The organism is Devosia sp. YIM 151766 (assembly GCF_030285925.1).
Classification (GTDB): domain Bacteria; phylum Pseudomonadota; class Alphaproteobacteria; order Rhizobiales; family Devosiaceae; genus Devosia.
This window is the reverse complement of sequence record NZ_CP127251.1, coordinates 1384890-1397434: the sequence shown is the minus strand read 5'-3', so window position 1 is coordinate 1397434 and position 12545 is coordinate 1384890. Positions and strand designations below refer to the sequence as shown.

Genomic DNA, 12545 nt, shown 5'->3' with positions numbered 1-12545 from the left:
GGCATGATTGTCCCCTGCCCTATACAGAGGCTCCATCGGCAGATTTTTTCCTGGCCTCCTTGTCTCCGTCCTCGCCGGATTTCTGCTTGAGGCCGAAATTGATGAGGATGGGGCCATTGATGATGACCGAGGAATACATGCCGACGATGGAGCCGAAGGTCATGGCGATGGTGAAGCTGCGCAGGGCCTCGCCGCCGAAAAAGACCAGAGGCAAGAGCGCCAGCAGCAGGGTGAACTGCGTCAAGGACGTGCGAACAATGGTCTGGTTAATCGACAGATCGATCAATTCCGGAAGCGGCATCTTGCGGTATTTGACCAGGTTTTCGCGCACCCGGTCGGATACCACCACGGTTTCGTTGAGCGAGATACCCACCAATGTCAGAACCGCCGCGATGGAACTGAGATTGAACTCCATGCCGGTCAACGAGAACAGACCGATGGTCATGATCAAGTCGTGCGACGTGGTGGTGACCGCCGCCATGGCGAATTGCCATTCGAAGCGGAACCAGATGTAGATCAGGATACAGACCATGGCGATGATGACGGCGATGGTGCCGGTCCAGGCCAATTCGCCGGAGACGGTGCCACTCACGGCCTCGACGCGACGAATCTCGTAGTTCTCGATGGCGAGCGCCTCCTGAACCTTTTGAACCGCGACCTGATCGGCCGACTGACCGCCTTCCTGCGCCTGCACGCGCACCAGAACGTCCTGCGGGGTGCCGAAGCCCTGAACCTGGATTTCGCCCAGATCGAGATTGGTCAGCAATTCGCGCACCTGACCGACATCGGCGGGGCCGCCGACATGCTGCACCTCGATGGCGGTGCCGCCGACGAAGTCGATGCCCAGATTGAAGCCCTTGGTGAAGGCCGAGCCGATGGACACCAGCGTCATGACGATCGAGAACGCGATGACATAGCGCGAAATCTTCATGAACGGGATCTTGGTGCCGTCCGGGATGAAGCGGAAATGCTGGATTTTCAGCTTTTTCGGGCGGACGCGCTTATACCAGAGATTCACCTGGTAGGAGGTGACGGTGTAGGAGGTGAAAAGCGAGGTCAGGATGCCGAGGCCCAGCGTCACAGCGAAGCCCTGAATGGGGCCGGAGCCCATGAAGTAGAGCACCACGGCCGCGACCAGCTGGGTCAGGTGCGAGTCGATAATGGTGGCCCAGGCGCGCTCGAAGCCGGCATTGATCGATTGCAGCGGCGATTTGCCGGAGCGTTGCTCTTCACGCATTCGCTCATAGATCAGCACGTTGGCGTCCACGGCCATGCCGATGGTGAGCACGATGCCGGCAATGCCGGGCAAGGTCAGCGTGGCGCCGAGCGTCGAGAGCGCGGCGAAGATCAGGATGACGTTGAGGACCAGCGAGACGTTGGCGAAAATGCCCCAGACGCCATAGGCGATGATCATGAAGGAAACGACCAGCACCGAGGCGACGATGCCGGCGGTGAGGCCGGCCTGGATGGAATCGGCGCCGAGGCTGGCATCGACCGTGCGTTCCTCGATGACGTCGAGGCTGGCGGGCAGCGCGCCGGCGCGCAGCAGCACGGCAAGGTCGTTGGCCGATGCGGTGGTGAAGGAGCCGCTGATCTGGCCCGAGCCGCCGGTGATCGGCTGCTGGATGACCGGGGCGGTGATGACGGTGTTGTCGAGGACGATGGCGAAGCGCTGGTTGACATTGCGCGAGGTGATCTCGCCGAAGGTGATGGCGCCGCGGGTGTCGAACTTGAAGCTGACGACCGGGATGCCGCGCTGCTGGTCATAGGCCGGCTGGGCATCGACCAGGGATTCGCCGCCAAGGGCCACGTCTTCATAAAGCAGTTCGCGGGTGCCGTCCTGGCTGGGCAGGATCATGGTGCCGGCGGGCAGGCCCTGGATTTCGGCCTGATCGGCCGTCATGCCCGGATAGACCATGTGGAAGGTCAGGCGCGCGGTCTGCGAGATGATGTTCTTGAGCCGCTCGCTGTCGCCGAAGCCGGGTACCTGCACCATGACGCGGGTATCGCCCTGGCGCTGGATGGTGGGTTCGGTGGTGCCCAATTCGTCGATACGGGAGCGGATGACTTCCATGGACTGGGCGACCAGCGAGCTCATGCGCTGATTGATGCCCTCGGGCGTGAGGCTGATGGTGAGCCGGCCGTCCGCCGCTTCGGCGAAGCGCAGCTCATCGACGGCGGCGCCGGAGAACATGAAGTCGCTGAGGGAATTCTGGAGACCGCGAATGACGGTTTCCGCCTGCGCCTTCTGGGTCGGGTCGGTCAGCTCGATGGTAATGGTATTGCTGGCCACATCGGTGGTGATGATGTTGCCGATGCCGTTCTGGGTGGCCAGGGTATTGCGGGCGTCGCGGCGCAAATCGCTCAGGCGCTGGGTGACGATGCCCTCGCGATTGACCTCCAGCAGCAGGTGCGAGCCGCCCTGCAGGTCGAGGCCGAGAACCAGGCCCGGCTTGGGCAACCAATCCGGCAGCGCGTCCTGGATGGACTGGGGCAGGAAATTGGGAGCGGCAAGCAGGATACCCGCGATCGTAACGAAGAGAATGACGAATACGCGGAACGGCGACTGGTTCATAAAGGACGTCCTGAAAAGGCAGGAGGCCGGAGCCCTGAGGCCCCGGCCGGATTGGGCCGCTTAAGCCGACTTGTTGTCGTTGACCGGCTCGGACTTGGACCGCACATCGGCCACCATGCCGCGCACGACCTTGACCTTGACGCCCTGGGAGATCTCGACTTCGAGGTCCTCGCCTTCAGCCACTTTGGTGACCTTGCCGACGATGCCGCCGGTGGTGACCACGGTGTCGCCGCGGCGGATGGCGCCCAGCATGGCCTGCTGCGCCTTGAGGCGCTTCTGCTGCGGGCGGAAGATCAGAAGCCAGAAGATCAGCACCAACAGGGCGATCGGCATGAGCTGAATGAAAATGTCAGCCATGCCGCCAGGGGCCCCAACCGCATCCTGTGCATAGGCGGGCGTTACAAACATCAAGCGATCTCCTAAGTGTTTTTCTTTTTCGTATCGGGTGGAATGGGGCAGCGCGGCGCCGACGAGTCAGGCGGTGGACGCTAATGGGCTTGTCTGCACTTGCGCCCCGGCCAAAATCGCGCGGACTATACATTTGGGTAAACATGATTGCAAAGCCAATCCGGGTGCGGCAATCACGACAAATAAGTGAAGGACGAGAGCGGTGACGACCAAGGATTATCTGGGCAGGATTGCCGAAGCGCTGGAGACGATCGCGCAGGCGCTCAACCCGGAGGCACAAGCCCGTTCCTTCATCCTCGGCCAGGAAAATGCCTATCACTGGCAGGGCGAAACGGGAACCCTGCTGGCGGTGCCCAGGGTCAGCCGCGTACCGCTCGGCATGCTCAAAGGCATCGATCGGGTCCGGGATATTCTCCTGGCCAATACCGAGCAGTTCGCGCGCGGCCATGGCGCCAACAATGCGCTGCTGTGGGGCGCGCGGGGCATGGGCAAGTCGTCGCTGGTCAAGGCCGTGCATGCCGATATCGAATCGCGGGACGGCTTCGAGCGGCTGGTGCTGATCGAAATCGCGCGGGAGGACCTCGAAACCCTGCCCCGGCTGATGCGCGCCATTGCCGGACAGGACGCGCGGTTCATCGTGTTCTGCGACGATCTCAGCTTCGACAGCGGCGAGACCAGCTATAAATCGCTCAAGACCATTCTCGATGGCGGGCTCGAAGGCCGGCCGGACAATGTGCTGTTCTATGCGACCTCCAACCGGCGGCATCTGATGCCGCGCGACATGATCGAGAACGAACGCTCGACGGCGATCAATCCCGGCGAAGCGGTGGAGGAGAAGGTGTCGCTGTCCGACCGGTTCGGGCTGTGGCTGGGCTTCCACAATTCGGACCAGGACAATTACCTCGCCATGGTCTCGGCCTATGCGGAATTCTACGGGCTGAGCCTGGACGCGGAAACTCTGCGGGCCCGGGCCATCGAATGGTCGGCGACGCGCGGCGCACGGTCGGGGCGCGTGGCGATCCAGCTGGTGCGGACATTGGCGGGGGAAGAAGGCAAGGCGGTCTAGCGGGCTGGTAACGCTCGCTCCAATCGTCACCCTCCCCCAAGCGATGGGAGTGGAGAACAATGAAGATCAGCCGCATGCGGGGCCCGCGACCGGGATGAGTTCTCACAAGGCAGCAATCTAAAACAAAAAGGCCGGGCGCTATGCCCGGCCTTTTTCGATGCTGGAGGTCTGCCGGTTTAGCTGGCGAGCAGCGGGACCGGGTCGACGGGGGTGGCGCCCTTGCGCAGCTCGAAATGGAGCTGGGGCCGGGAGACGGAACCGGTCTGGCCCACAGTGCCGAGGGAATCGCCGCGATTGATCACCGCACCCTTGGCGACGCTCATATCCTTGAGATGAGCATAGGCCGAGACATAGCCATTGGGGTGGCGGACCAGGATCAGGTTGCCATAGCCCTCGACGCCGGAGCCGACATAGATGACGGTGCCGTTTTCGGCGGCCTTGACGCTGGAGCCTTCCGGCACGTCGATATTGATGCCGGTACCGCGCGAGGCGGCGAAGTCGGTGATGACCCGGCCCGAAACCGGCCAGTGGAACTTGTCGCTGCCCGACATGGCGGGTTCGGCGGCAGGCTGAAGGGAAGCCTGCTGCACCGGCGCAGGCGCGGGCGTCGCCGTTGCCGGCGGCGCGGCCGCCTGAACGGCCGGAGCCGGGGCCGGGGCCGCCGGCGCGGCAAGATTGGTCGGGCGCATATCCGGCAATACGGCGCCGGTGGCGGCCGGGGCGAGGCTGGCCATCTGGGTGATCGGGGCACTGGTATTCAGATCGCCGCGCCCGGGAATGATCACCTTCTGGCCGACCACAATCTTGTCGGGCGAAGCCAGGCCATTGGCCTGGACAATGGCCTGGGTGGTCACATCGTATTTGCGGGCGATGGTGTAGAGCGACTCGCCGGCGGCGATGGTGTGGGCATAGCCATTGCCGTTCCCGGCGGCCGTTACCGGCACGCTGGAATTGACCGGCAGGGCGGAGGCGGAAGGATTGGCGCCCAACGCGACGGCCGGAGGGGTGGCCGGTAGCGGGGCAAGGGTCTGCTGAGCGGGCATGGCTTGCGTGGCTCCCATGGAGGTCGGGGAATTGAGGGCAGGCAGGGCTTGAGTCTGGACGGAGGGGGCGGGAGCCCCCATGCCGATCGGGGACGTACCGGCGGGCTGCACGAAGCCATTGCCGACAGGCGCCGGCGGCAGCGTAGTGCCACCACCGCTCCAGCCGCCGCCGACCGGCGCGGGCGGCAGATATTGCGAGGCGGCCACCTGCGTCGATTGCGGCGCCCCGAGACTGGGCGGCATCGGCTGATTGAAGGTGGCGGGAGCCGACTGGGCGACGGAGCCGGTTACGGTGGAATCGCCGAAGGAGCGGCTTCCCAGGCTATTGCAACCGGAAAGACCGACCGCCGCCACGATAATTCCGGCAATGGCGACCGCTCTTTTGGGCCGCGAAGAGACGCGAATACTCATCGGCTTACTCATACGCAGGTACTCAACAACTGATTGCGAGGTTAGCCCGGTAAGGTAAAGACGAGTTTAAAGCCGATGCGATTTGAGTGAAATCGTATGGGGGCGATTCAGGGAGCGGTAAGGTTAAGGGAAAGAGGGCGGCGGTCGGCGGAGCGAGGGCCGGACTGCGGATGGTGCAGAAGCCGCAGCACCCCCCTCCCCGGCCCTCGCCTCAAGGGGGAAGGAGCGAAGGGCTTACGTTCCAAGACAACTTGTCTCGAAGTGGCCGATGTAAACATTCCCACTCAAGCCGCAGGTAGTAGGGCAAGCGGTTTAGGCGTTGGTTGCCGCAGTCTGCAGGCTCCCACTCCTGATCGTCCGCCGGCTGACCGGGCGTCGTGGCTGTCGTTCGAGCGACATTGCGTTTGCCAGTTCAACCCCATGCGGCGCTCCCCAATGGCCATGCCGCATTGCCAGTGGGTGTCAGGCACCGAAAGTTCAAAGCAATGGTGCCGGCCGGGCCGGCAAGGCGGGAGCGACAGCATCCTTGGCCGAGAGCTGAATATGCAGCCCCCCCAGAGGCCAGGCGATATCGATCTCGGGGTCGTCCCAGCGGATGGCTCGTTCGCTGTCACGGTGCCAGTAGTCGGTGGTCTTATAGAGAATCTGGGTGTCATCTTCGAGAGCGAGAAAACCATGAGCGAAGCCCGGCGGAATCCACAATTGCAGATTGTTGTGAGCGCTGATCTCGATGCCCGCCCAGCGGCCATAAGACTCCGACTTCTCGCGCAGGTCCACCGCCACATCGAAGACGCGACCGGCGATGACACGGACGAGCTTGCCCTGTGCGTGGGGCGGCAATTGGTAGTGGAGGCCGCGCACCACCCCTTTTCTGCTGATGGACTGATTATCCTGCACGAAAGGCGCAGAGACGCCGGTGGCCTCGATAAACTGTCGGGCATTGAAGCTCTCGAAAAAGGCACCTCGTTCATCTGCATGGAGGGCGGGCTGAAACAAGACGAGCCCTTCCAGCAGATAGGGTGATGCATGCATTAGCCTTGCCCCCGCCTGAGCCGGATCGAGTCTTGTCCATCGCGATTTATGCTGTCGATGATTGTCTGCCGTGCGCCCTCCTGCCAGGAAGGGAAGATGCATCCCAAAGCCGTTTCGAGCTTCGTGGTATCGAGCCGTGAATTGGCCGGCCGCAGTGCCACCTGACCATATTGTTTCGCCGAAATAGGCCTTATGACGCAAGGCAGGATCCGCCCGTTTTCTCGCGCGCATTGGACGATGAATTCCGCATAGTGGTACCAACTGGTCGCGCCGGACGCGGCCAGATGATAGATACCAGCATGGATGGGCCTGCCTTCGGCGATGCGTTTCAGCGTCTGGACCGTTGCCGCCGCGATTATCGCGGCACTGGTCGGAGCGCCAATCTGGTCGTCGACCACGCGGAGACACTCGCGCTCCGCGGCAAGGCGCAGGATGGTAGTGATGAAATTCGCGTGGCCGGGCGCATGCACCCAACTGGTGCGAAAGATCACAGCGTTGCCGCCGCGCTCTGCGATCGCAAGTTCACCCGCGAGCTTGCTCAGGCCATAAATATTGAGAGGAGCTGTCGCATCATTCTCCCGGTAAGCGCTTGCCTTCCGCCCGTCGAAGACATAATCGGTGGAATAGGAAATCAGCCAATCGGCACCGGCAGCCGCCAGTTCGCGGACCGCCTCACTGTTGACCCGGTGAGCGCGTGCTGCATCCGTCTCCGCATTGTCCACCGCCGTCCACGCGGCGGCGTTGACGATGACGTCGGGACGGATGCGGTCAATTGCTGCGGCGGCAGCTCCAGGAACGAGCAGATCGGCATCCTGTCTTGCGAGCGGCACGATGTGCCAGGCGCTTGGCAGTCGAGCGAGAAGTGCCGAGCCGACTTGGCCGTTGGAGCCGACGAGGGCAATGCGCATCGCGTGGTCTCCGCTGATCGGCCGACAGTTCAGTGGACGGCGTTCCCTGGAGCGACGTTGCGATAGATGGCTGCAGCCTCGGTCCGATTTCGCGCGCCCAACTTGCTGATGATGTTATGGAGGTGAATTTTGACCGTATGTCCTGAAAGATTGAGATCGTTGGCGATGGACTTGTTTTGCAGGCCCCGCTGAACCATTTCCAGAACCTGCATTTCGCGCTTGGTCAGAACCCGCAGATGCGGCGGGACGGGCTGAACTTCTTCCGGCTCTGACACGGACGGCAAGACTTCCGCCGGTTTTTCAATAGCCGCCCCGAGCAGTGCCCGGGGGAAGTACTCAATGCCCTGCAGCAAAAGCCCGAGAATTGACAGCGAGATATCGTGACGCACCTGGACTGGAAAAACGCTGCGGACGAGCGTGGAAGTCACCAGGCGTATCGCCAATTCCCGCTCGGCATGCAGTTCGTTGTCCAGCACCGCCGTCATGGCCATGGGATGATAGCGGAATAGGTCGGAGGCACATCGCTCGACATCGGCGATGAAATCGGGATGTACGAGCAGCAGGGATACCGTGCTCGGAAATATGCGGATGGCTTGATCAACATGCGCCACCTCTTCGATCATCGTCCAGGGAAAGGCATCTTCGGCAGCTTGCTTTAGCGCAGCCGACACCACCCCAGGCGGCGTTATGAAGACAATGGTCCTCAAGCGTTCCTGCCCACGCCGGCCTGGCAAGACGCGACCAGTATGTGTGTCCATGTAGACCATTTGATCCAAGCACCCCTAAAGTCTTGCAACGAGGCTAATGGCGAATGGAGAAACCTGGCAATTGACCGAAGGAGGGTAACTAGACGTAGCTCTTTCGAGTTAGCCCATATGTCTGGATGAGCCAAAAATACTGCTTCAGAGGTAGATGCTGATCTAAGGTACTAGACCAGGCACTCGCGCGGTGCCGGGTGCCCCAGAAAAGCCGTGGGGCTTGCCGTCAGTCCATAAGCGCCAGACTGAAAGAGTACGACAAGGTCGCCGACGCCGGGATCGTTGAGGGCAACGTCGTCCCCCAGCAGATCGAGAGGCGTACAAAGACACCCCACCACATTCACTCGTTCCATCATAGGTCCGGCCATCCTGTTGCCCACAGCAATTGGATAGTTACGCCGAATTGCCTGGCCGAGATTACCCGAGGCCGCGAGCTGATGATGCATGCCGCCATCGACGACGATATAGATCTTGCCGCGCGAAACCTTCCGATCAATGACCCGACTGACATAGATCCCGGCCTCGCCCACGATATATCGGCCGAGTTCTACGGTGACTTGCGCCTCGGGCATTTGCCGGGCAGCGACGGTGTCGATGAGGTCAGCCAGGTTTTTGCCCACATGCGCCAGATCCAAGGGCCGGTCACGTTCGAAATAGGGAATGCCGAAGCCGCCACCGAGATTGACATAGCGGATGGGCATGGGACAAAGCGGCGCCAGGGACGCGATCAACTCCAGCGACTGGCGCTGCGCCTCTGCAATCACTTCCGCCTGCAGGTTTTGTGAGCCGGCAAAGATGTGGAAGCCGATCAGATCGAGGCCCGCCTCGCCAATAAATGTCACGAGGGCTGGCACCTGTTCGGCGTCCACGCCGAATTGCTGTGCTCCGCCACCCATGCGCATGCCGGAGCCGCGCACCACGAAATCGGGATTGATCCGAACGGCCACGCGAGGGCGAATACCCAAACGCGTTCCGATTTCAGCGGCGCGCCGGGCCTCAGACGACGATTCCAGCTCGATGGTCACGCCCGCCGCCACCGCGCAGGACAGCTCCGCATCAGTCTTGCCCGGTCCGGCAAAGCTGATTTCCGAAGCAGGTGTCCCCGCATTGAGCGCCAGATGCATTTCGTGGACTGACGCGACGTCGAAGCCGTCGACCAGCCCGGACAGATGGTGGATGAGCGCAGGCATGGGATTGGCCTTGACCGCATAGGCAAGCCGCACCATGGGCGGCAGCATGTTGCGCAGACGAGCAACGCGCGCGGCAATCAGCGCGCGGTCATAGGCAAAGAACGGAGTGGAGCCGACCCTCTCGGCCAGGCGGTCGACCGGTATGCCGCCAACCAAGAGGCAGTTGTCGCGAACCGCGAAGTTCTCGATGGCGGGATGCATGCTCATGCAAGAAGCTCCTGGCGCAATAGAACGCGATCAAACTTGCCATTGGGCGAACGCGGAATGGAGAGGCGCTCGATGACTTGGCTCGGCACCATATAAAGCGGCAGGCGCTGCTTCATGCCGGAGAGAAGCGCCACCGTATCCAATGGGCCGGAGCCAGCAGGGCTGGCCACCAACACCACGCGCTGTCCGAGGCGTTCATCCTCAAGGCCGAAGGCCACGGCATCATGCACGAGGCACGTCTCGAACGCCGCTTCCTCGATTTCCGTTGGGCTAACACGATAGCCGGATGTCTTGATCATCTCGTCGCGGCGGCCGATATAGTAGAGGTAACCTTCCTCGTCACATTTTACGATATCGCCGGAAAACACGGCCAGTTCCGCGGCGCGCCAAGGCTGCTGCCGGTCGGGGACGGGGCGGAAACGCTCTGCCGTACGCGCTATATCGTTCCAGTAGCCCTGTGCCACGAGGGCCCCGCGATGCACCAGTTCACCTTCTTCGCCAGGGCTGCATGGGGTGCCATCCGGGCGAACCACCATGATCTCGACATTCGGGATGGCCTTGCCGATGGAGTCCGGGCGGCGGTCGATTTCGGCCGGATCGAGGTAAGTCGAGCGAAAGGCCTCGGTGAGGCCATACATGAGATATGGCCGCGCCTGGGGGAACTTCGCGCGGAGTTGACCCAGAAGCTGTCTTGGCATGCGGCCGCCGGTGTTGGCGAAATAGCGCAGAGTATGACGAGCGGCGTCCGGCCAGGCGATATCGGCCAGTTGTATCCAAAGTGGCGGCACTGCCGTAATGCCAGTCACGCCGTGACGGGCGCACAGGCGCGGCACGTCCTGTGGCAGCACATAGTTGAGCAAAATGACGTGAGCGCCCACCTGGAAGGCAGTCGTGAGCTGGCTCAATCCGGCGTCGAAACTCAGCGGCAGGGCCGCCAATATGACATCGCGCGAGGAATTGCCCAGATAATGGCTGACGCTCTCCGCGCCGGCGAGAAGATTGCGGTGGCTCAGGGCCACCCCCTTGGGCCGCCCCGTGCTGCCGGATGTATAAAGAATGGCGGCGAGATCGAGATCGATTGGATCATTGGACACGAAAGCATCGCTACCCCTCGCCTCATGCCAGCCGTGGACCTCGACGGCGCCAAAGGCGGGCAGGTCTGCCTCATCGATAGTGACGACATGCCGGAGATCTGTCGCCGGCTCCAGGCAGGGGGCCAGAAGCGCGAGCCGATCGGCAGAAGTCACGAGCACCTTCGCGCCACTGTCGACAAGAATATGGGCTGCCTGCTGCGCCCGCAGCAGCGGGTTGATGGGCACGAAGATGCCACCCGCAGCCGAAGTCGCAAACATGGCGACTACCGTTTCCGGCCGCTTGTCAAGATAGATCGCTACCCGGTCATGCCGGACGAGGCCGAGGCCTGATAGCACGGCCCCCGTCTCGCTCGTGCGCTTCCAGAGTTCGGCATAGTCGAGGGACACGCTGCCATATGTCAGAGCAAGACTTGTCGGCCGTTCAGCGGCCATGTCGCGCAGCAGATGATGGAACCCCGTTTTCATCCTGGCTCGTTCCTAACTGGCCTCACCACGATACGCAGGTAAGTTCGCTATAAAGGTAATCGATTGCCTCGGGGCCAAGGTCTGCGCTGCGGAACATCTTCGGGCGATGTCCGGGCAGCAGCCGCGAAAGAAGCGGGCGATCCCGAACGAGCCGCAGTTCCATGAGAGTGAATAGAATGCCATGCTGGAGCAGGAGATGCCGGAATAGCTGCCCCCGGCCTTTGCGGAAGAGCGCAGGGTCGCTCACGTGGAGGAGCGTAGCAAAGAACGGCAGGTTCTTGCGCCGGTCTCGCCTGAAGATGACGTAGCAATAGCGGTCGACATCGACCAGCATCACATGTTCCGCCGCGCCAGCAGAACGGTGATCGCGGAAAATCCTGAGATCGGAACCGGCAAGGCGGCCGGCGATGCTGGCGTGATCGGTGACCAGCCGCATCCCCCCTATTGAAAGCATCGAGGCCATATTTGGAATGAGCGCCGTGGTTGTATCCAGCTTGCGAAAACCCAGCCGGAGATTGAGCGGCTGCACAATGCCGCTCGGGGAAAGGTCCGTGAAGCAATAGCCCGGCTGCGCGAGCACAGCGCGGAGCAATCTCAGGCTGTGCACCCTATAGTCCGGCAGCACGCAAAAGGCCGCGATGTTGCAGAACCGGACCGTGCCGGCCTGCCTGTCGCGTGTTGAATAAAAGGCCAGTTGAACGCCCACGATCCGCTCGCCATCGCGAAGCATAAAGCCGTGGTTCGGCCCGTCGACCTGCCAGCTCGGCGACATCATCGCTACCCAGCGATGCGCGGGAATGCGCGCATTGAGACTCTGATGCAGAAACAAGCCGACGGCCGGAAAGTCGGCGGGCAATATGGGATGCAGCGCGACGATCCCGCACCGGTCCGTCTCCGCCGATATCTCCGCCACGTCCGGCACGGTCAGGCCGTTGCCGGCAATGCCGCGCCCCTGTGCGCCTCGACATAGACCACCAGCGAGCCGATCGTTTCGAAAAGCTCGCCGCCAAAATCCTCATCGGGAATGGTCAGGTCGAATTCGCGCTCGATGGCCATGGCAAGTTGCAGGACAGCAAAGGAATCCAGTTCCGGCAGGTGTCCGAGGAGCCGGGTGCTTGCGGTAAGCCGTTCGCTGCGCTCGCCCAGACCCAGGGTATCGCCGACGATATGTTTGATGGCCTCAAGTACGGGCGTCCCCACGCTGTCTCTCCTTGTCCAAATTCGCGGCGCTGGCATCGTATCGACCAGTAACTCGCCAAGTTTTGCTCCCCCCTGCCCCCAACTCCATCGCCCAAAACGGCTAGACCATGAGGGCTAACAACAAGCGGGTTTGCCGCGTCTAGTCTTTGCGCCGGCAAGGTCGGGGCATGGCCCCACTGGCCGCAGGG

11 protein-coding genes are annotated in these 12545 nt (G+C 62.2%); 1 reads left to right on the top strand and 10 read right to left on the bottom strand.

Annotated features, from left to right (window positions below):
* Positions 1–19 precede the first annotated feature (19 nt).
* Complete coding sequence (secD, locus tag O9Z70_RS06830) at positions 20–2575, bottom strand: protein translocase subunit SecD (RefSeq protein ID WP_286021720.1); 2556 nt, start codon at positions 2573–2575, stop codon at positions 20–22.
* Between the two features lie 60 nt (positions 2576–2635).
* Positions 2636–2983 (bottom strand): preprotein translocase subunit YajC, encoded by a 348-nt coding sequence (gene yajC / locus O9Z70_RS06825; RefSeq protein WP_286021719.1) that lies wholly within the window; start codon positions 2981–2983, stop codon positions 2636–2638.
* A gap of 202 nt (positions 2984–3185) precedes the next feature.
* On the opposite strand from yajC, the gene O9Z70_RS06820 reads away from it, so the two are divergent.
* Positions 3186–4049 carry an ATP-binding protein gene (locus O9Z70_RS06820; protein WP_286021718.1) on the top strand — a complete coding sequence of 288 codons (864 nt, stop codon included), beginning with the start codon at positions 3186–3188 and terminating at the stop codon, positions 4047–4049.
* Between the two features lie 176 nt (positions 4050–4225).
* Here the strand turns inward: O9Z70_RS06820 and O9Z70_RS06815 are convergent, their stop codons facing one another.
* The 8 genes from O9Z70_RS06815 to O9Z70_RS06780 all read right to left on the bottom strand — a co-directional run bounded on the left by O9Z70_RS06815 (position 4226) and on the right by O9Z70_RS06780 (position 12357).
* On the bottom strand, positions 4226–5503 hold the full coding sequence (locus O9Z70_RS06815; protein ID WP_286021717.1) for a peptidoglycan DD-metalloendopeptidase family protein: 1278 nt from the start codon (positions 5501–5503) through the stop codon (positions 4226–4228).
* A 477-nt stretch (positions 5504–5980) separates the two neighbouring features.
* A complete protein-coding gene (gene rfbC / locus O9Z70_RS06810; protein ID WP_502870168.1) occupies positions 5981–6499 on the bottom strand; it encodes a dTDP-4-dehydrorhamnose 3,5-epimerase in 519 nt (172 codons plus the stop codon).
* A gap of 35 nt (positions 6500–6534) precedes the next feature.
* Positions 6535–7443, bottom strand: coding sequence for a dTDP-4-dehydrorhamnose reductase (gene rfbD, locus O9Z70_RS06805; RefSeq protein ID WP_286021715.1), 909 nt, complete (start codon positions 7441–7443; stop codon positions 6535–6537).
* A 29-nt stretch (positions 7444–7472) separates the two neighbouring features.
* Positions 7473–8150 (bottom strand): helix-turn-helix transcriptional regulator, encoded by a 678-nt coding sequence (locus O9Z70_RS06800; protein WP_286021714.1) that lies wholly within the window; start codon positions 8148–8150, stop codon positions 7473–7475.
* 221 nt (positions 8151–8371) lie between these two features.
* A complete protein-coding gene (locus O9Z70_RS06795) occupies positions 8372–9598 on the bottom strand; it encodes a pyridoxal-dependent decarboxylase, exosortase A system-associated (RefSeq protein WP_286021713.1) in 1227 nt (408 codons plus the stop codon).
* Complete coding sequence (locus O9Z70_RS06790; protein ID WP_286021712.1) at positions 9595–11157, bottom strand: acyl-CoA ligase (AMP-forming), exosortase A system-associated; 1563 nt, start codon at positions 11155–11157, stop codon at positions 9595–9597. Before O9Z70_RS06790 ends, O9Z70_RS06795 begins: the two co-directional genes overlap by 4 nt.
* Positions 11158–11179: 22 nt before the next feature.
* Positions 11180–12070, bottom strand: a complete 891-nt coding sequence (locus O9Z70_RS06785; RefSeq protein ID WP_286021711.1) for a hypothetical protein — start codon at positions 12068–12070, stop codon at positions 11180–11182.
* 11 nt (positions 12071–12081) lie between these two features.
* Positions 12082–12357 carry an acyl carrier protein gene (locus O9Z70_RS06780; RefSeq protein WP_286021710.1) on the bottom strand — a complete coding sequence of 92 codons (276 nt, stop codon included), beginning with the start codon at positions 12355–12357 and terminating at the stop codon, positions 12082–12084.
* Positions 12358–12545: the final 188 nt, after the last annotated feature.

Coding starts and splice junctions, on each gene's coding strand:
- secD (WP_286021720.1), bottom strand. CDS start 2,575: ATGAACCAGTCGCCGTTCCGCGTATTCGTCATTCTCTTCGTTACGATC.
- yajC (WP_286021719.1), bottom strand. CDS start 2,983: ATGTTTGTAACGCCCGCCTATGCACAGGATGCGGTTGGGGCCCCTGGC.
- O9Z70_RS06815 (WP_286021717.1), bottom strand. CDS start 5,503: ATGAGTATTCGCGTCTCTTCGCGGCCCAAAAGAGCGGTCGCCATTGCC.
- rfbD (WP_286021715.1), bottom strand. CDS start 7,443: ATGCGCATTGCCCTCGTCGGCTCCAACGGCCAAGTCGGCTCGGCACTT.
- O9Z70_RS06795 (WP_286021713.1), bottom strand. CDS start 9,598: ATGAGCATGCATCCCGCCATCGAGAACTTCGCGGTTCGCGACAACTGC.
- O9Z70_RS06790 (WP_286021712.1), bottom strand. CDS start 11,157: ATGAAAACGGGGTTCCATCATCTGCTGCGCGACATGGCCGCTGAACGG.